The following is an 18308-nucleotide window of genomic DNA, read 5'->3' as shown; positions in this document are numbered from 1 at the left end:
CTCCTCACTCCTAAGTCAAAATCACTTTTTCAAAAGATACTAATCTGGGTTTAATTCATCAACATGCAGCATATAGGTAGCTATGGTTTTCAGTTCTTCATCAGATATACCTTTTAAAAAACCGTCAATATTAGCCTGCATAATAGCCACCTGGCTGGAGGTGGTGTCTACAATGGGTTTAGCATTACCCTTTAAAAATGCCACTATATCTCCATTTTTTTCTTTATAGATCTTCATGATTTCTTTGACTGAAGGTCCTGTTTTTTCCTTGTTTACTTCATGACAGGTAATACATGTTTTTTCAGAAAACAGCCTGTTGCCAAGAAAAATTTGGGAGTCTCTACTCAATTCTGCGCGTTGGGGTATAGCTTTATCTATAACCTTAGTTGACTTTTTATCCATCTTACAGCTATACAACACAAGAAATACTATAAAAAATGAAACTAAACGCATATGTTTTGAGATATAAATAATGATACTACTAAATATAGTGAAAAGGGTACTTTATATTCTAGTTATTCACGTATTTTCTATAGCTATTAATGGAATTCTTGAATGTTTTACTTTGGACGGGATACAAAAATATTGGCTATATTACCGGTATTTTGTGAACCTTCACAAGCAACCGAGCGTAACCCATGGCAAAAAAGAAGAAGTTTGGAACTTTTGCAGGAGTCTTTACCCCTTCCATACTCACTATTTTGGGGGTTATCATGTACATGCGCCTGGGTTGGGTAGTTGGTAATGCCGGCCTGTTAGGTGCCATTCTTATAATCATAATAGCCCATGTAATAGCTGTGACTACGGGTTTGAGTGTATCTTCAGTAGCAACCGACAAGAAGATAGGTGCCGGCGGCATTTATTATGTATTATCCCGGAGCATGGGAATTCCTATAGGGGGCTCTATAGGTATAGCCTTGTCTGTAGGAACCGCTTTATCTATTGCCCTTTATTTAATAGGTTTTTCAGAAAGCTTTAATGCGTATTTTGGATTTGGAACGTCGGTCAATGATTTCAGATTAACGGGAACCATTGCATTGATAATACTAACGGCGCTTGCATTAATAAGTACGTCTCTGGCCCTAAAAGCACAATATTTTATCCTGGCGGCGATTGCCGTTTCATTGATTGCCATCTTTTCAGGAACATCTGAGTTTGTACCTGAATCTGTACCCTTATTTTCAACCGAGGGCGCCGTACCCCTTGAGGTAGTCTTTGCCATATTTTTTCCGGCAGTTACCGGTTTTACCGCCGGTATTGCTATGAGTGGAGATTTAAAAGAACCTAACAGATCGATCCCTGTAGGTACATTATCGGCTATTGGCGGAGGACTTGTGGTTTATATTGCCCTTGCTGTTTTTATGGCCTATACTATTAATCCGGATGTATTGAAAACAGATTATAACATCCTCATGAAGATTGCCATTTTTGCACCTGCTGTTGTTGCCGGTATTTGGGGCGCAACCTTATCTTCGGCCTTAGGAGGCATTCTTGGAGGTCCAAGGATTTTGCAGGCCATGTCTATCGATAAAGTAACTCCTAAAATATTTGGGAAGGGAAAGGGCTCCAACAATGAACCGGTGAACGCATTATTGATGGTGTTTATTATCGCAGAAGCAGGCATTCTCATAGGTGAATTGGACGTTATTGCGCGAGTGGTCTCCATGTTTTATCTCACTGCTTACGGTTTTATCAATATATCTTATTTCCTGGAAAGTTGGGCGAATCCTGATTTTCAGCCAAGCTTCAAAATTAAACGCTGGATCGGTCTGCTTGGTTTTGCTGCGTGTTTTGGGGTCATGTTCAAGTTAGATATGATTGCCATGTTTGCGGCATTGGCGGTAATTGGTGGTCTGTATTTTGGCCTGCAACGAAAGGAAGTAAAGCTACAATCAAATGACGTATGGAGAAGTGTTTGGGAAAACGTGGTGAACAAAGGGTTAAAAAAAATAGATGCCGAGGTGGACGAAAATTCCAATTGGAATCCAAATATTATTCTCTTCAGTGGTAAAAGTGACCATCAGTCCTATTTGTTGGAGCTATGTAAAACAGTTTCGGGCCGCACCGGCATCGTAACTAACTTTAAACTCATTGTTAATGCCAAAGATGATACACCCTTAAAAAAAACAGAGCAAGTCGTACGGAATGAATCCTTTAAAGAACTTGGTATTTTTGGGAGGCAGGTTAAAGTGGAGAACATCTATAGTGGTATTACCAATATTGCCACAGTTTTTGGGTTTTCCGGGGTAGAACCCAATACCATAATGATGGGATGGCCCAAAGGTTTGGAAAATTCAGAGGAATATGCCAAAATGACCGAGACCTTGTTGTATTTGGATTATAACTTATTGTATTTGGATTTTGACAGGAAGAACAAATTCGGCAATTATAGCACCGTAGATCTTTGGTGGCGGGAAACAGACAGCAAGAATGCCGAAATGATGCTGAATATTGCACGATTTATAATCGCCGCCCCTAAATGGAACAATACCAATATTCGGGTATTGTTCGTTAATAACAACAATGTTGATAGTACACTCATAAATTCGAAAATTTCTAAACTTGTTGAAGATTTAAGAGTTAATGTTGAAATTAGAATTATTAACAATGCAGTGGAGCAAAAACCATTTTATAACATCATTGAAGAACAATCTGCGTCAACTGATCTGACACTGGTTGGTATACCCAATTACAAAATTGAAAAACAGGCCGAATTTGTCATAAAAACGAATCAATTGTTTGAAACCATAGGTTCTACCCTATTGGTCAAAGCTGCTAATAATTTTAATGAACTAGATTTAACTCTGATCGAGGCGAATTCTGAAATTACAGAAAGTTGAGTCTTGCTGTAACCTCTTATCTAATTTTAGAAGAAATATTTAAAAAGGGATGTACCGGGGTTAAGGATAATAAAAAAACCCATCACTCGTGATGGGCTTTTGTGACAAAGTTTAAGCGTATATGTTAAATAACTTTTACGTTTACTGCATTTAATCCTTTTTTTCCTTCTGTTAGATCAAATTCAACTTCATCGCCTTCACGAATTTCATCAATTAATCCAGAAAAATGTACAAAATGTTCTTTGTTTGAACCTTCTTCTGTGATAAATCCAAAACCTTTGGCATCATTGAAGAATTTTACTGTTCCTTTACTCATTGTAATTTAATTTAAATGTATTTATAATACTTATTATTAGACAAAGATGGTGCCAATAATTTAAAATCCAAAAGATTAACTAATTAATTTATAATCATTGATCATTTATTATCACTATAATACATGCCTTACTGCCCTCAATAAGGTGTTTTTATAACTGTTTGTCTGAATTGTGTTTCCCTTTCCTTTTGGCAACGGTGAATGCATTTTAGGTGTTGCCAGGCACTTTTTAATTAAAAGTCATATTTCAAAAGGTCATTACCCAGGTTTGTAATGTAAAGCGTGTGGCCATCATCAGAAAAGAACATGCCCGTGAGTAATCCTGGCAGGGGATCAAAAAGATCAGGTGAAAGTAATTCAAGTCTCTCCATTCCCAAATGACTTCTTCTATTCCATTCGTTTGTAATCTTTAAATTATCCGTTGTGGAACCATCAAATAGCACATGCTGCGAATGATTTTCAAAATCTACAACAATTACCTGATTGTACAGAGGTGAAGCTACGACTAGCCGACCATCACTATCTACTAATAAATTATCCGGAGTTCCCACATTAGCAACTACTCCGGCATATTTGTATGAACCACTATTCGTATCTACTTCAAATTTATGCACTCTGTCCATCATGGTTTCTGAAATATAGAGGTGTTTTTCGTCCTTATCCATGGTAATGCCATTGGCAAAATGAAGACTGTCCATAATTCTAACCGGAGGACTTTTTAAATCGGCCATTCTGAAAACTGCTCCATGTGGTACTGGTAAATTTACATCACGAAACATTTCTTCCAAATTCGTACTCTCCGTAGATTGGGAAAACCAAAGTGCTCCGGTTTTATCCCTGTAGATGGTATTAACCCCATAAGGATGGTCATAGATCATTTCTGCTTTTTCAGAGTCTATGTTTACTCTATATATCTTTCCGTCTGCAACGTCCGACATTAAAATATGTTTACCGTCGTGTTCCAGAACCATGCCATTAGGTGATGCAGTCTGCTCTGGTGGAAGATGCACAAAACCGGCTGCGGCGAAATCACCAAACGGACGATTAGAACCATCTTTTTCAATTAGTCTGAGGCCATTGGCCTGATCTACAACCACAATTCTTCCATCTTCCAGTTGAACCCCATCTTCGGCACGAAGCAAGCTGCCATCTCCTGGGAATAAATTTTCTTCTTGATAGGTAAAATATGGGAGCGGTTTTGCGGATTCTTTTTTATCACTAATCTTCTCTGCCGGTTTAGGCGTATTGCAGCCAATAAACGTAAAAACAAAAAGGAATAAAGGGTAGATCGATAATTTCATTATTGATTGGTTTGATATCCATAAAGATAAAAGAATTAGGAATAGTTGATTACGTAATTGCTAACTACTTATTCAGAAATCTTTTAATTTCAATTATGCCTATCATCAATTATTTCTCGCAACTCATCTCCTCTGGAGATAGTATGGAATTAATCTATAGATTCAGGTTCAAGCCGCTTAGAAATTATAAACTCTTAGTTTTCTGCTTCTATCTTCTTTAACATGGCCTTTGAATTCTTTGCAGTAGCTCCATCAGGATCTAGTTGTATGGCTTTATTATAAAATTCTTTTGCTTTCACCAGGTCGCCGGATTTCCAGTAACCCTCAGCCAAACTGTCCCAGGCATTAGCAGATTCCGGAAAAAGTTTAGTATTCATTTCAAATACATACAGAGCTCCTTCGAATTGGCCGGAGCCCAGTAATTGGTAACCTGCCTTATTAAATTCAGCTTCAAAATCAAAAAACTTATAAGCAGGATCCTGTACCAGGCGTTGGGCTTCTGTAGCCAACAGCTCATACTTTTCATCCATAAAGAGCTGCGTGAGATAACCCATGGGATCTATGATAAAATTATCTGCAGAAAAACTCAAAGCGGTCTCCAGAACCGGATCTTCGTTGGCACTATATTCTGCAAAGGTGGGTTCTACGGCCAAATGGGGTACCGTATAATCTGCATTTTCCCATTGGGGCTTATCCTGCCACCAGGCAAAAGAAAGATAAACGGGTAGCTTTGAATTAGGTAATTCTACACGGCGGTTGTCGCCATAGAAATTGATGTTTTCCCCGGTGGGCTCTCCTACAAAAATGGCATTGGTATAATTATCCAGTTCATTCACCAAATTCTGGCAGGCTGAAAAAGTATCCCGTCCTATGATAACGAAAAATTTCCCGGGTTGATTGATCTTTTGGTGCTCTATGATACCTGTAACTATAGGCTTATTCTTATAGTTGTTGCCACCGCCATTAAGACGTACGTCCAGAATTAATTTCTCTACCTCATTGTTGTCTATAAATTCAAACAGACGTTTGTAAAATGCGGGGATATTCTCACTTGGATCATCTTGTATCTGGCTATGCCGCACATAAACGGCCTTTTCGTTGGGCAGGTATTCAAAATAATAGATCTTATCCAGGTTTTTTAAATAGAGTGGATTTTGTGATTGATCCCTCACCCCTACCCAGTCGCTGTCTGGTTTCGGTTCTCCATATTGTAATGGGGTATCAAGATTGCTGGTGGCATTGATTACAGAATTAAATGTCTTGCCGTCTTTTTCAAGGCTTAGGTTAATATTCTGTTTTAAGGTTTTGGTGATTCCCTGTGCATGCAGCACCTCAGGTATTACCATATAGATGCCGGCATAAGCTTTAAAGAATTGTTCGTTTTCTACAGGAACCACAGGGTAAATAGCTTTTGATGCTTCCTTTGTGGGCATGCCTTCAATGGCGGTTATTTTGGCACCAACCACAGACGAAAAATCTTTATGTGCTCCTATAATATAAAGCCCGTCAGGGAATTGGTATAGGTTCAGGGGTAATTTATGATAAGGTACCGGGCTTTCTCTGAAGCCAACTCTGGTATGCCCGTATTTGAACATCCCTATGATCCTGCCAAAACCTACGAGTACCTCGTGATCCTGCATCTGAGGGATCTCCTTATAAAATTCTTCAACAGCCTCATCAAAAGCAGCGGCGGTGACCTTTTTAAAAAGGAACGAATAATCCTTATGAACAGTTTCCAGTAGGAAACGCAAATCCTCCTGCCATTGTGTACTTGAGATTTTTTGTTGTGCGGGTACTTGCCAGAAAAGTAAAAAAGCAGCTAAAAAGTATAGTTTTTTCATCGTCGTTGAGTTAAAAGTTTAGGCATAAAGAGATTATGCTCTTTATAGGACAACATTATTTACTAAATGTTACAGTTCTTCTTGTATAGGGATCTAAAACGACTTACAGTTTACTGGTTCTCATTTTAGACCTAATGCCTGTGTAAAGGATTACTACCAGGATATATACCAGTCCAATAATCCAAAACCCGGGGTCACTAAAAAAAGAAAGATGATCTCCCCCGGCAGGTATAATAAATACAGGAACTGTTATTAAAGCATCTAAACCAATGGTAATCAAAAACATAAAAACCCCTAATTTAAACCCATTTGTATGTGCTCCGTTTTTATAATAAAACTTAGTTCCAAGAATTGCACTCGGTATTAAAGCTAAAGTGAGGACCACATTTGCCTGGAGTTCCGGATTATCCATAATTTTTACAAAATGAGATAGAATGTAGGCCGAAACGCCTAAGACCCAAACTATTGACGTAGCTAGTATTGCTCTTTTGATTTCCATGATTCCTTTGTTATTAGGGTTGTTATAGATAACTAAAATGAAATAGGCAGGTTATTTCTATTTGTGCCCTACCCCTACCGGGTCCCATACCCCCCTTTTTACAGCAGCGTTTACGTATTCCGTAAAATCTGTGGGTTTTCTACCCAATACTTTTTCAATATCATTCGTAATCACAGAATTACTTTCTACCAAAACTGTTTCAAACAAATAGTTGATTAACCACAGGTAGCCATCGGGTAAATTAAATTCCTGCATCATTGCATTGTATTCTTCCATGCTTATAGCCGTGAATTGAATTTCCTTGCCCGTTGCTGCGGAAATTTCTTTAACCACATCTGAAAATGTCAGGGTACGCGGACCAGTTAATTCATATATCTCACCATTATGTTTATCATTCAACAAGGACGCAACTACCACATCTGCTATGTCATTGGCATCTACATAGGGGACCAGGGCATCATTTTTAGGTAAGGCAACATGGCCGGCAAGAATGGGATCCAGAAAGAAACTCTCACTAAAGTTCTGATTAAACCAGGTAGCTCTCACTATAGTCCAGTCCAGACCGGAATTCATTACTATTTTCTCACATTTTTCTGCCTCTATCTCCCCTTTTCCTGATAAGAGCACCACTTTTTTAACTCCGGATTTCACAGCCTGCCCGGTAAACCCCTCAATAGCTTCGCTTGCTCCCGGGACCGCCAAATCTGGCTGAAAAGTTATATATACCTTATCTATTCCTTCCAGGGCGCCTGCCCAGGTAGCCGGTTCCTCCCAATCAAAAGAGGGGTCTTCACTACGGGATCCGATTCTGACAGCTTGCCCTTTTTCAATTAACCTGCCTGCTACGCGACTTCCTGTTTTGCCTTTGCCGCCTAATACTAAAATGTTTTGTTTTTTTGTCATGATGTTAATTTTTAAGATTTATAGATTACGTGTTTAAAGTGTTGTTTCTGCTAAGACAGACTAGAATCAATAATAAAAATGAAAGTGTTGCACAAAGCGTTCTTATTAGATGATAGCTGTTCCATTTACTTTCAAACTTGTCTCTAAGCAGCTTTATTTCTTCTGCACTGGCCTGCATTAAATCTGTTTTATCCAATAACTCATTGAGCGGTACATTTCCAAAAATAGTGACCAAACCAACCCCAATAATATACAGGGCGGCTGATGCAACAACCATCCATAGAATAGTGCCGGATGAGGTCCTGAATAAAAAGATATTTGCGATATGTAAAAAAACCGGACCAAAGAATACGAGTATAAACACGGGATTAATAATGCTCCTGTTCATCTCCTGAAAAGAGCGCAGATAACCTATGTCTGCTAATTGGCCAATACCGGGCGTTACCGCATTGTTCCAGGTAAAACAAAGCCCTGCTGTAAGTCCGGTTAGAAGCGTTGCCAGTACTACTACTATGGCTTGAGTGTCAAAATTTAGCGTTGTCATTATTACATTGTTTTAAGATTACAATGCAAATTTGCGGCTAAACGCTATGACTTATTTGTTTGAAAAGGATTGAAATTTGTTCCAAAAGGATTATGATTTTACCTCACTGGGGCGAAAGCCATATTTTTTGATAAACGCATTAGAAAAAGAACTCAGACTTTCATAACCAACAGACCATGCCACTTCCTGAATGCTGACATCCTGAGAGCTCAAAAGATCATGGGCTTTAATCAACCGTTCATTCTGAAGGTATTTGTATACAGGAAAACCAAACAGTTCTTTAAAATTCTTTTTGAGTTTAAAATCATTGAGCCCAATGAGTCTTGACAGTTCTGATATAGATGGCGGGGTCTCCATGTTCTTGGAGAGTATTTCCCGGGCCTGATATAACTTTTCACGCTCTGTATCTTTTATAGAGGTATTATTATCCTTTTCCAGGGTGGAAACTTTCGCAAAGAAATGAGCTAATAATTCTGTAACCTGACTTTTGAGAAAAAGCGATCTCGCAGCCCCTTCGTAGGTATTGGTGAAAATTTTATCGACCGCATTTTGCATATTATGGTCCATAAAAAAAGTGGGACCCTCTACATAATCACTGGTGGGGTTGATAAGTTCATTTAAGGTTTCTGCATAGATTTCGCGTTCGCCATCCGGTAATTTATTTAAATTCTTAAGGCTATACAGGATAACCACACAATGTAATTTTCTGGATTCTGAAACGGTATGTATAAAATCAACTTTTTCATTGGCAAAAAAAGACATGGCCAGCCCTTTGGTATTGTTATAGCTTTTTTGATGTGTGCCGTATTTTACATTTAAATCCACGTTGCCGGACCCATAGAATGCAAAGGCAATAACTTCTTCGTCAAAACCGCATTTATCAATGGTTTCTTCGTTGGAATCTGCATATTCCAAAAGAACCAGGAAGTCGTTTATATTCAGGAAATCTCTCGTCATACTAAATACTAAGATACTTAATTAGGTAATTACAAAGCAGATTCAATTTCTTTTACTTCCTCTGCCCCCTGGTTCAAAAATAAAAAGTATAGGTGACGCTTGGGAGGCCACAAAAGATGTGGAAAGGTATAGTGCAAAAGTATCATTGGTGGTTTTGGCGATAGGAATGGAATCTGTTAGCTTGCCCTGTTCATAGGTTTGCTGCGCATTTAATTGGGTAACTACTCTCGGTAAGAATAGGTGGTAAATGAGCCTCATGATCTAAATTGGAATACTGTTTTTTAGTCCCTGTACAAAGTACATCTTTAGTTTGCCCCTGTTCTTAACCTCTATTTCTCCGCGATATTCGCAATCTGCATCCTCTTTTATCAAGGCATAGGTGTTTTCAGATATATTAATGCGGCCGGGTTCTGACATAGATTCCATTCGTGACGCCACATTTACCGCATCACCCCAGATATCGTAGGCAAATTTTGTGGTTCCCACTACCCCGGCAACCACGGGTCCGGTATTGATGCCAATTCTAATATCAAAGGTCAATTCACTGGCGGTTACATCATTTTTTGTTTCCTCTACAAATGCAACAATTTCCAGGGCAGCCAAAACCATTCTGTAGGCATGATCTTTCTCATTATCATTTAATCCGCCGGCACACATATAGGCATCTCCTATGGTTTTTATTTTTTCCAAACCATACTTCTCCATAATCGCATCGAACTTAGAAAAATAGAAGCCCACGGTTTCTACCAAAGCCTCTGGTGACAGCTTTTCAGAATAATTGGTAAAACCCTTAAAATCTGTAAATAATATCGTTGCAGCATCGTATTTTTTGGCTTTTACCATGCCATTGTTCTTTAGTTCTTCTGCGGTTTCCTCAGGGAGTATATTTAGCAATAAACGATCTGAACGATCTCTTTCTTCCTCAATGATTTGTTTTGTTTTTCTGATAAATTTATTACGTCTCAACAAGCCAATAGCCATGAGACCAATTAAAAATAGGGCAATTGCGGTCCCTATTGCTATATTGCGTTGGTTTTTACGTCTTTGATCAAGTAAATCTACCTCTATTTGTTTTTGTGAAACCTCATAATTAGTGCGCTGATCTGCCATTTGCTGCACGGCTTCAATGTTTTTTACACTATCCCTGTAGGCAATATGTGCCCTGTAATGTTTATAGGCGGAGACCTGATCGCCCTTTACTTCATACAATTCTGAAAGTTTTAGATTCGTATCACTGATCTGATCTTTTAGACCATATTTTTGTGCAAGGTGTAAGCTTCGTTCCAAATAACCAAATGCAGTATTAAAATCGAGTTGCTTGGTATAAATATCGGCCATATAGGTAAGATATACCGAAATGGGATAATAATCTTCCAGCTCCTCTAGAATAACTATCGCCTCATTAATCCGCTGTTCTGCCAGTGCATGTTTCCCCTGCTCAGCATAGACCATCCCGATATTTCCTAGATTATAGGCAGTGCCATTTAAATAATTTACCTTTTTAAAAATGATTCCAGCCTCATCAAAATAAATCAGGGCCGAATCATAGTTTGAGGAATTAAAATACTCATCTCCGGCATTTGTTAAGGCTGAGGCCAAAGGAATGGAATCTTTAATCTGTCGAAATAGTTCTATGCTTTTACCGTAGTAATTCTTTGAGTTAACGGGGTTTCCCATTATGGAATATACGTCGGCAATAGCAATAAATATTGCACCTTGGGTTGCTGGCTTTTCAGCTTCTAGCGCTATCTCAGCACCCTTATAAAATGAGCTTAAAGCCTGCTCCAAGTTACCAAGAAGCCTGTGGGCATTTCCCTGTCGAAGATACCCGGAAGACAGGAATTCATTATTTTCCTGTAAGCTCGATAAGGTAATTAATTCTTCTGCGTACTTTAGAGATAATTCCACATCATTAACCTCATTAAAGGATAAATCTCTTAGTAATTGTAGCTTTTCCGTTCCTGCAAGTCTATTTTCATGATACACCTTTGCTAGACTATCAGACAATTTCTGATCCTGTCCGGAAACATCACATGGGAAACAACAAAAGAAGCCTATTATTAAATAATAGGCTTTTCCTTTTAAATACATATTTTTTGATTAGCGATTAACACTAATTTTAGGGTCAAAGGTATGTTCCTCTGGTGGATTTTTTTCATCGTACCAAACAATATTGTAGTCTTCTGTAAGTGGAGGAGGATCAGGAATGGTAAGGTTAGGATTGATCGTTCCTTGCCAATTTGTGGAACCGCCCCCAACTGGTGCTGGATCGGGGTTAAATACATCTACTGAAGTAGTTTTATTTTTAATTTCTTTAATGGAACTAACTCCTGAATTTGGATTGATAATCCAAGTCACGATCTGACTTTTATTCGCACCGACTGCTCCACTGGGCGATAAGGTAAGATCTCCAGTTGTTGTGTCGCTACCTGTAATTCTAATTGATGGCATAATTTAAGTTTTATTTAGTTAATATTCTACAATTTATTAGAAGAAAATCATAATGAATTATTTTATAATGTATCTTCCAAATAGTATAAAAGAAATTTACAAAAAAATATTAACTTGATAAGGAATATTACCCGGAGCCCATCATTTTTTGTCCGAAACCCCCTATTTTTTTACCGAAGATTTTTCTGAAAGTTTCTTTGCTATTTTTTAAATCTTCCTAAAAGCATTATTTTTTTCTTTGTATTTATAAAGTAAACCCCTGTGAGTAATACACCGGCGGCAGCAATGGATTGCATGCTAATAGGTTCATTCAAAAAATAACTTCCCAGAAACATGGCAACAATAGGGTTTACATAGGTATTGGTGGCCACCTTTTCCGGGGAAACATTTTTTAAGAGATAATTAAAGGAAGTAAAGGCCACTATACTACCAAAGATTATAAGTAAAAGCATAGACCAGTTGGTTTCTGCACTCCAGGTAGTGGGCAGGCTCCAGGTTTCGCCAAAAGCCAGGCTCATAAGGCCCAGCATTAGTCCTCCGGTAAACATCTGGTAGCCAGTATTTACAAAAAAGTTTTTTGGAAAATCGGCACCGGCCACAAAAAGGCTGCCATAGGCCCAGGCCAGCATAGCAGAAAAGATCATACCTATTCCCAATAAAGCGTTTTCCTGCTCCAAGACGGCTTTTTGGTTAATAAGCAAATACATTCCTATGATGCCCAGAAAAATGCCGATTAAGGAGCTGGCTTGTATCTTCTTCCCCTGCAGGAGCCACATCATCAGAAGAACTATAAGGGGCTGTGCAGAGATCTCCAAAGCCGCAAAATTACTATCTACATATTTCAGGGCCCATACTACTACCCCATTGCCAAAACTAAGAAAAAGGAAACCCACAAGGATGGTATTGCCGAGCTGTTTTTTGGTAATGCGAAGGCTTTTACCCAGTAGTGCCGCAATACCAAAAATTAAGAGGCCGGCTGCGATAAAACGTACTCCGGCCAGCATAAAGGGCGGTAATTCTGCTACTGCAATTTTGTTAAGCAGATAGGTAGAGCCCCAAATCACATAAATGGCGAAAAAGGCACTTATAATTAAGGGTACATTCCTTTTGGACTCCATATGCTTTGCAATAGAAAGCAATATTAGCTTTTTGGGAGTACATCCTAAAGTATTTTACCCATAACTATACGCGGATGGTTTTAAAAATGTTTAATAGGCCTAAATAAAACAAACCCAACATGCACATATGTAGTTTGTTATAGGTTTTTATCTTAAGTATTGGTAACTAGGATTGGCTAATTGCAGTACAAATCATTTCGGGATAAGGTTTTGCCTTTAAATTTGATGGGAATTCCTACCATCACAGAATCTTTATCGTAAACTGCAGCCTGAAAATGAAGATGAGGTTCCTGGGAAAACCCGGAAATACCTACCAAACCCAATGGTGATCCCTGCTTTACATAACTATCTTTGGAAACAAATATGCTGTATTGCTTAAAATGAGGGATAAAAATATAAGCCCCATCACATTTTAATTCCACATAATTTCCGGTGCCATCCTCAGCGCTAACATTCATACTACTGCCTTCATTATCCTTAACGGTGGATTTTGTATCTAAAATAACCCCATCACACGGGCAATATACGGTGTCCGCAAAAATATGGTGATCTGTATTCCTGGAGGACATGAGTTTTTTTGAGGCACCCCCATAGGGGCCTAACTTGTTGATATCAATAGCGTAGTGCTGTGCTGTGGGAAAATCCCTGATGTGATTGTTGATTAATTTATGGGACCCTGCTGAGGAAACATAATACGTACCTCCTTTTAAAGGGAAGGTCAATTCAATAGCCTGCTCCGCATAAAACCTGCCTTGTAATGCATTAAAAACCATCATTATAAGCAGGATTGCCAATGCAGCGGTTACCCCTATACTAATCTTTTTAAAGATACTTCTAGGTTTACCTAAGTTGCCCGACTTGAACCGGACAAAAGCGCTGCCAACAATGCAGAGTATGAGAAGCAGTAGTAGATATCTAAAATAATAGCTGCCTACTAAAGACCATTGCCCCCATAGGTAAAGAAAAAAGAGAATAGCAGTGTATAATATGGTCCTTGTTATTAAACCAATAGTACTTTTAGGCTTTCGCAAAAAAAAATCTGTAAGCAGTAATAAGGGTAATCCAAGGTGAATAAAGGCAAATACGATCTTCTCCATAAAAATAATGCTTTAAACGGCCCACGTTTAAAATATAGATAAAACTATTTGCAAATTGTTACAGTCTAAAATCTTTCCCTTTAAACCCATTGTTGAATTTTATATCCTTGAAGGTATACCTGCCATTTAAAAGATACTCTCCCTGTTCATTGGGGCCGTAAGACTCCCGTAACGTTGTCAGATAAATGCCATCAATGATTTCATAGGCTAAAGTCATTTTTAATATAGGGTCGTTTATTCCCCAATCCGGTAATGAAAAATAGAAAAGATCTATTAAATGGGTGTCAGGGTTGAAATACAAGATGTACTCATCGTTCTTTTCTTTCTTTGTTATATCAGCATCATAAGTCAGGCTTACTTTATCATAGGTAATATCATCAACACTTTCAGTACCTAAATACTTATAATTTGTCCCAGGGTCTTTTAATTTATACATCATCGTAAACCAATAAAAGTTCACTTTTCGTAAAAAAACGGTTCCATCCAGTGCTTTTTGGTCAGTAATTGGCTTACCGTCCAATGTTAGTTCAGGTTTACCATCTACTAATGATTGGACTGCTAAACCTTTTTGATTGGGTAATACGTTCCGTTTATGTTCTTCATAAGATCCCCATGATTGTTCTCCATTAAAAATATGCCGTTCGGTAGAAACATCTCGCCCCTTATCCATATTGTCATAGATATAAGTAAACTGCACATCTTTTTTTGCGGCAATTTTTTGATAGCCTCCATTGACATTTGTCATAGCGTTTAACAGCTCTTTAGATTTAGTATCGGCTTGTTGCCCGTAAAGGAGGTTACCGGATCCTAATGCCAGCGCCAATGCGAATAATGCAGCCGTTTGCTTCATGAATTTTGTTCTCATCTTTTTTGGTGATTTTTGATTCTAATTTATATAGATGACTTCTTCGTCGTTAAAAAAGACTATAGCTTTCAAACTGTTCTGTTTATTAGCAAAAACAGTTTCGCCAGCGAACTAGAGGAATTTTTTAAGATGCTTTTTAAAATACACGGCACTATCCTCAATACTTTGCATAGAATTAACCGCAAAATTACTTCCCTGTTCTATATAGTAATACTGAAGCCCCGAAAGCGGCAGTCCCGGTAACATGCTTATATAATCTATAGACCCGCTACCTAATTCTGTATAGTCTCTTGTAATTTTGTCCATATCTTTTATGTGCCACATCACAAATCGTTCTGGTTGTTTATTAATTAATTCTGCCGGACTCAGCTTAGAAGAATGCATCACCCAATACAGGTCTAGCTGCAACTTTACAAGAGCAGGATCTGTCTCTTTCAAAATCAGGTCGTATCCATTTTCTCCATGATGATCCAGAAATTCAAAGTCGTGGTTGTGATACGCAAAGCCCAGTCCGGATTTATTCACTCGTTCTCCAATCAAATTCAGTTTCCCGGCTAATATTTTATAATTTTCCATTGTCCTGAACTTAGGATCGAGCCAGGGCCAGGTTATAAAATCCTGATCTAAAATATGGGCTCCTTCAATACATTGGTCTACATATCGCATAAGATCTGCCTCAGGCTTGTCAAAATAAGCCGGTAAGTTGTAATGCCCGCTGGAGGTGGTAAGGTCATGATCATCCAGTACTTTTTTAAATTCGGTAGCTTTAAAACCATAGTATTTACCAGTATCCCCATCATAACCAAAGATCTCCAGGTCTTCATACCCCAGGGAGCGTACTTGTTTTAGACTACCCAGCGAGTCCTTTTCCATAGCATCTCTTATGGTAAAGAGCTGTAAGCCCATTTTATACTTTCTTGAACCAGATAACGCAAATCCTGAAGGAGTAACCATTGATGCCGAAATTAGTAAACAGGATTGAACAATAAATTTTCTGCGGCTAATGCCTTTGTGCTCTTGCATAGGGTTAGGAGAATAAGTTTAAAATGATTGATTATTTCTTCCTGGCTTTTTTCCTGCTTGCTTTCGCATTGGGGTTAAATGCCAGGGTAAGTTTTATCCAGTACTCCAAATCCTTATCCAGGTCCCAGCCATCCGGGCTTACATAAATATACCCCTTCATAGGCCTCCCGGTAAAGTCCATAGGCAGGCATTCTGCTTTTTCAATTTCTTTGGAATAGGCCTCCTCGCCTATTCTGGCCATCAGCAGGCTATCCCCATATTTCTTATCGATATGGATGCCACAAAGCATTTTGTCATCTACGGAGAATAAAAGTCCTCCCATCATTTTTTTTGTAGTATAAACCACCCCAAGACTATTCAGGATTTGTTTTATTCTATCGGCTAAGTATTCATCGTAGGCCATAGTGATAACAAATGTAGAATTACTAAGTTAGCCAATAAAAATTAAAAAATTGGCGTATGTCATCCCACGATTTATGCCCTATATTTTCCTGATACGAATGTATGTCTCCCAGGATGGGGTGGCTCACTGAAATATTTTGTCTCTCCGCCAACAAGCCATGTTTATAGCCTGGTTTTTATGGTGATTTTTATACTAATGAGCGGCTTATTCACGCCCATAGAAAGTATGCCACAATGGGCCCAGTTTATAACCGAGTTTAATCCGATAAAATATTTTGTTGAAGTAATGCGAATGGTAATGCTAAAGGGATCGTCTTTTACAGATATATTACATTAATTCTTAAAGACTACGATTTATGCTTTAATTATGAATGCATTAGGCGTTTGGAGCTATAAAAAAACCAATTAGCCACAAGTTTTCTGTATTCTCTAACTTCTGAATTACCCCAATCCTTATTACATATTCTTCAATTCACTAACCAGATTTGTTAGTGCGTCTTTTGCATCCCCAAAAAGCATAACCGTTTTGGAGTTGTAGAATAATTCATTTTCAATACCTGCATAACCTGCATTCATGGTACGTTTGTTAACTATGATATTTTTAGCATTTTCAACATCCAGGATAGGCATTCCATAAATTGGGCTTGAAGGATCGTTATGTGCGGCAGGATTTACCACGTCATTTGCTCCAACTACAAGAACAACATCAGTATTCTTAAATTGAGGATTAATATCATCCATTTCTAACAACAGGGAATAATCCACATTGCTTTCTGCAAGCAATACGTTCATATGGCCGGGCATACGGCCTGCTACCGGGTGAATGGCATATTTAACATTAACTCCTTTCTTCGTCAGCAATTCTTCTAATTCATGAATGACATGTTGTGCCTGAGCAACTGCTAAACCATAACCGGGTACTATGATTACATTAGTAGCATAATTCATCATAATTGCGGCATCGCTGGGATTTGTTTTTTTAATCGTCCCTAATCTTTTGTTTTCACCGGCTGTTGTATCTGTTGAACCAAAAGAGCCAAAAATTACCGCTCCCAAAGTTCTATTCATTCCCTTACACATAGCTATTGTAAGTATAATCCCGGCGGAACCCACAAGAATACCTCCTACCAACATCACCATATTAGAATATAAAATCCCTGTGATGGCAGCAGCAATTCCGGTTAAAGAATTAAGCAATGAAATTACAACGGGCATATCAGCACCACCTATGGGCAGCACGAATAAAATTCCATAAATTAAACCGGTAGCCAATAAAACCCCCACAAAAACCTGTTCGTTAACACCTGTAGTTACCATAAAGACAGCAAAAGCAATAATCCCTATTAAAAAAAGATTGTTTACTATTTTGTGAAAAGGAATTTTTACTACGCTTTTAAGAGACCCATTTAATTTTCCCCAGGCTATCAAACTTCCTGAAAAAGTAATTGCCCCGATAATTATACCTGAGACAATAGTTGTGGCTTGCATCTTATCTCCCACATTTTTACTGAATTCTACCAAACCAATTAGGGCCGCACTTGCACCACCAAAGCCATTGAACAAAGAGACTAATTCCGGCATCTTTGTCATTTTCACTTTTATGGCCATCCAGGCTCCTATAGCAGAACCTATTGCTATTGCCAACCCAATTAGAACATAAATAATTGTTGGCACCTGTAAATCATGGATAAAAATAGTCCCTGCAATAGCAAGTCCCATACCGATGGCAGCAATTAAATTACCGTTTTTTGCAGTAGCCGGATGCCCCAGCTTTTTTAATCCAATAACAAAGGTTATAGTGGCTATCAGATAGATAATACTCAATGATATACTCATTAATTTTTCTTTTTAAACATTTGAAGCATTCTACCTGTAACTGCAAAACCACCGACAACATTCAAGATTCCTAAAATTACAGCTATAAATCCCAGGGTCAAGGCCAGATAATCCTCCGGATCTGAATTCAGCATAACTAATATGGCGCCTACGACCACCACACCACTTAGTGCATTAGCACCGGACATCAATGGCGTATGCAATACTGAAGGGATGTGCTTGATTACTTCAATACCCACAAATATCGCAAGGATTAGGATATATGTAATTTCGAGATTATTACTTATAAATTCTATCAATTCATTCATCTTATTT

General features: G+C 38.3%; 19 protein-coding genes and 1 pseudogene. 2 read left to right on the top strand and 18 right to left on the bottom strand.

The features are described from left to right. Positions 1-39: 39 nt before the first annotated feature. Positions 40-402 (bottom strand): c-type cytochrome, encoded by a 363-nt coding sequence (locus tag Q0874_RS09770; RefSeq protein ID WP_299162453.1) that lies wholly within the window; start codon positions 400-402, stop codon positions 40-42. Between the two features lie 236 nt (positions 403-638). Here Q0874_RS09770 and Q0874_RS09765 point away from each other — a divergent pair, with 236 nt between their 5' ends. Beyond that, the gene (locus tag Q0874_RS09765) at positions 639-2840 is read left to right on the top strand and encodes an amino acid permease (protein ID WP_299162451.1); all 2202 of its coding nucleotides are present in this window, start codon (positions 639-641) and stop codon (positions 2838-2840) included. A 124-nt stretch (positions 2841-2964) separates the two neighbouring features. On the opposite strand, the gene Q0874_RS09760 is transcribed toward Q0874_RS09765, so the two are convergent. The 15 genes from Q0874_RS09760 to Q0874_RS09690 all read right to left on the bottom strand — a co-directional run bounded on the left by Q0874_RS09760 (position 2965) and on the right by Q0874_RS09690 (position 16158). After that, positions 2965-3156: a cold shock domain-containing protein gene (locus Q0874_RS09760; protein WP_299162448.1), complete on the bottom strand. Its 192-nt coding sequence runs from the start codon at positions 3154-3156 to the stop codon at positions 2965-2967. A 233-nt stretch (positions 3157-3389) separates the two neighbouring features. Next, positions 3390-4457, bottom strand: coding sequence for an SMP-30/gluconolactonase/LRE family protein (locus Q0874_RS09755; RefSeq protein WP_299162445.1), 1068 nt, complete (start codon positions 4455-4457; stop codon positions 3390-3392). Positions 4458-4651: 194 nt separating this feature from the next. After that, positions 4652-6298 carry a tetratricopeptide repeat protein gene (locus Q0874_RS09750; protein ID WP_299162442.1) on the bottom strand — a complete coding sequence of 549 codons (1647 nt, stop codon included), beginning with the start codon at positions 6296-6298 and terminating at the stop codon, positions 4652-4654. A 103-nt stretch (positions 6299-6401) separates the two neighbouring features. After that, positions 6402-6797, bottom strand: a complete 396-nt coding sequence (locus tag Q0874_RS09745; protein ID WP_299162439.1) for a DUF5367 family protein — start codon at positions 6795-6797, stop codon at positions 6402-6404. Between the two features lie 57 nt (positions 6798-6854). Beyond that, positions 6855-7700, bottom strand: a complete 846-nt coding sequence (locus tag Q0874_RS09740; RefSeq protein ID WP_299162436.1) for an NAD(P)H-binding protein — start codon at positions 7698-7700, stop codon at positions 6855-6857. Positions 7701-7725: 25 nt separating this feature from the next. Beyond that, a complete protein-coding gene (locus Q0874_RS09735; RefSeq protein WP_299162433.1) occupies positions 7726-8244 on the bottom strand; it encodes a DUF1772 domain-containing protein in 519 nt (172 codons plus the stop codon). Positions 8245-8334: 90 nt separating this feature from the next. Then, positions 8335-9201, bottom strand: coding sequence for an AraC family transcriptional regulator (locus tag Q0874_RS09730; protein WP_299162430.1), 867 nt, complete (start codon positions 9199-9201; stop codon positions 8335-8337). 42 nt (positions 9202-9243) lie between these two features. After that, positions 9244-9459 (bottom strand): hypothetical protein, encoded by a 216-nt coding sequence (locus tag Q0874_RS09725; RefSeq protein WP_299162427.1) that lies wholly within the window; start codon positions 9457-9459, stop codon positions 9244-9246. A gap of 3 nt (positions 9460-9462) precedes the next feature. After that, complete coding sequence (locus Q0874_RS09720; RefSeq protein WP_299162424.1) at positions 9463-11292, bottom strand: adenylate/guanylate cyclase domain-containing protein; 1830 nt, start codon at positions 11290-11292, stop codon at positions 9463-9465. A 9-nt stretch (positions 11293-11301) separates the two neighbouring features. Next, on the bottom strand, positions 11302-11652 hold the full coding sequence (locus Q0874_RS09715) for a hypothetical protein (RefSeq protein ID WP_299162421.1): 351 nt from the start codon (positions 11650-11652) through the stop codon (positions 11302-11304). Positions 11653-11852: 200 nt separating this feature from the next. After that, positions 11853-12770: an EamA family transporter gene (locus tag Q0874_RS09710; RefSeq protein ID WP_299163229.1), complete on the bottom strand. Its 918-nt coding sequence runs from the start codon at positions 12768-12770 to the stop codon at positions 11853-11855. A gap of 176 nt (positions 12771-12946) precedes the next feature. Then, entirely contained in the window at positions 12947-13867 is a 921-nt protein-coding gene (locus tag Q0874_RS09705) for a M23 family metallopeptidase (RefSeq protein WP_299162419.1), read from the bottom strand. A 58-nt stretch (positions 13868-13925) separates the two neighbouring features. Further along, positions 13926-14732, bottom strand: coding sequence for a DUF6503 family protein (locus tag Q0874_RS09700; RefSeq protein ID WP_299162417.1), 807 nt, complete (start codon positions 14730-14732; stop codon positions 13926-13928). Between the two features lie 111 nt (positions 14733-14843). Beyond that, positions 14844-15755: a sugar phosphate isomerase/epimerase gene (locus Q0874_RS09695; RefSeq protein WP_299162415.1), complete on the bottom strand. Its 912-nt coding sequence runs from the start codon at positions 15753-15755 to the stop codon at positions 14844-14846. Between the two features lie 31 nt (positions 15756-15786). Next, positions 15787-16158 carry a TfoX/Sxy family protein gene (locus tag Q0874_RS09690; RefSeq protein ID WP_299162412.1) on the bottom strand — a complete coding sequence of 124 codons (372 nt, stop codon included), beginning with the start codon at positions 16156-16158 and terminating at the stop codon, positions 15787-15789. A 145-nt stretch (positions 16159-16303) separates the two neighbouring features. On the opposite strand from Q0874_RS09690, the pseudogene Q0874_RS09685 reads away from it, so the two are divergent. Continuing rightward, a pseudogene (locus tag Q0874_RS09685) lies at positions 16304-16566 on the top strand (ABC transporter permease); the annotation flags it as partial. A 47-nt stretch (positions 16567-16613) separates the two neighbouring features. Here the strand turns inward: Q0874_RS09685 and Q0874_RS09680 are convergent. Both Q0874_RS09680 and Q0874_RS09675 read right to left on the bottom strand, forming a co-directional pair. Beyond that, the gene (locus Q0874_RS09680) at positions 16614-17993 is read right to left on the bottom strand and encodes an NAD(P)(+) transhydrogenase (Re/Si-specific) subunit beta (RefSeq protein WP_299162409.1); all 1380 of its coding nucleotides are present in this window, start codon (positions 17991-17993) and stop codon (positions 16614-16616) included. Then, a complete protein-coding gene (locus Q0874_RS09675; protein WP_299162407.1) occupies positions 17993-18301 on the bottom strand; it encodes an NAD(P) transhydrogenase subunit alpha in 309 nt (102 codons plus the stop codon). The genes Q0874_RS09680 and Q0874_RS09675 overlap by 1 nt, the downstream gene beginning before the upstream one ends. Positions 18302-18308 lie beyond the last annotated feature (7 nt).

Origin of the sequence: uncultured Eudoraea sp., assembly GCF_947490415.1 — a bacterium.
Classification (GTDB): Bacteria; Bacteroidota; Bacteroidia; order Flavobacteriales; family Flavobacteriaceae; genus Eudoraea.
Note: the sequence above shows the minus strand (reverse complement) of the source record. Positions and strands in the feature narration are given on the sequence as shown.

What these genes read in the sequence shown, in the direction of transcription:
- Q0874_RS09695 (WP_299162415.1), bottom strand. Translation starts at nt 15,755, where the DNA reads ATGCAAGAGCACAAAGGCATTAGCCGCAGAAAATTTATTGTTCAATCC.
- Q0874_RS09675 (WP_299162407.1), bottom strand. Translation starts at nt 18,301, where the DNA reads ATGAATGAATTGATAGAATTTATAAGTAATAATCTCGAAATTACATAT.
- Q0874_RS09770 (WP_299162453.1), bottom strand. Translation starts at nt 402, where the DNA reads ATGGATAAAAAGTCAACTAAGGTTATAGATAAAGCTATACCCCAACGC.
- Q0874_RS09700 (WP_299162417.1), bottom strand. Translation starts at nt 14,732, where the DNA reads ATGAGAACAAAATTCATGAAGCAAACGGCTGCATTATTCGCATTGGCG.
- Q0874_RS09690 (WP_299162412.1), bottom strand. Translation starts at nt 16,158, where the DNA reads ATGGCCTACGATGAATACTTAGCCGATAGAATAAAACAAATCCTGAAT.
- Q0874_RS09765 (WP_299162451.1), top strand. Translation starts at nt 639, where the DNA reads ATGGCAAAAAAGAAGAAGTTTGGAACTTTTGCAGGAGTCTTTACCCCT.
- Q0874_RS09715 (WP_299162421.1), bottom strand. Translation starts at nt 11,652, where the DNA reads ATGCCATCAATTAGAATTACAGGTAGCGACACAACAACTGGAGATCTT.
- Q0874_RS09730 (WP_299162430.1), bottom strand. Translation starts at nt 9,201, where the DNA reads ATGACGAGAGATTTCCTGAATATAAACGACTTCCTGGTTCTTTTGGAA.
- Q0874_RS09735 (WP_299162433.1), bottom strand. Translation starts at nt 8,244, where the DNA reads ATGACAACGCTAAATTTTGACACTCAAGCCATAGTAGTAGTACTGGCA.
- Q0874_RS09680 (WP_299162409.1), bottom strand. Translation starts at nt 17,993, where the DNA reads ATGAGTATATCATTGAGTATTATCTATCTGATAGCCACTATAACCTTT.
- Q0874_RS09705 (WP_299162419.1), bottom strand. Translation starts at nt 13,867, where the DNA reads ATGGAGAAGATCGTATTTGCCTTTATTCACCTTGGATTACCCTTATTA.
- Q0874_RS09745 (WP_299162439.1), bottom strand. Translation starts at nt 6,797, where the DNA reads ATGGAAATCAAAAGAGCAATACTAGCTACGTCAATAGTTTGGGTCTTA.
- Q0874_RS09755 (WP_299162445.1), bottom strand. Translation starts at nt 4,457, where the DNA reads ATGAAATTATCGATCTACCCTTTATTCCTTTTTGTTTTTACGTTTATT.
- Q0874_RS09740 (WP_299162436.1), bottom strand. Translation starts at nt 7,700, where the DNA reads ATGACAAAAAAACAAAACATTTTAGTATTAGGCGGCAAAGGCAAAACA.
- Q0874_RS09760 (WP_299162448.1), bottom strand. Translation starts at nt 3,156, where the DNA reads ATGAGTAAAGGAACAGTAAAATTCTTCAATGATGCCAAAGGTTTTGGA.
- Q0874_RS09720 (WP_299162424.1), bottom strand. Translation starts at nt 11,292, where the DNA reads ATGTATTTAAAAGGAAAAGCCTATTATTTAATAATAGGCTTCTTTTGT.
- Q0874_RS09750 (WP_299162442.1), bottom strand. Translation starts at nt 6,298, where the DNA reads ATGAAAAAACTATACTTTTTAGCTGCTTTTTTACTTTTCTGGCAAGTA.
- Q0874_RS09725 (WP_299162427.1), bottom strand. Translation starts at nt 9,459, where the DNA reads ATGAGGCTCATTTACCACCTATTCTTACCGAGAGTAGTTACCCAATTA.
- Q0874_RS09710 (WP_299163229.1), bottom strand. Translation starts at nt 12,770, where the DNA reads ATGGAGTCCAAAAGGAATGTACCCTTAATTATAAGTGCCTTTTTCGCC.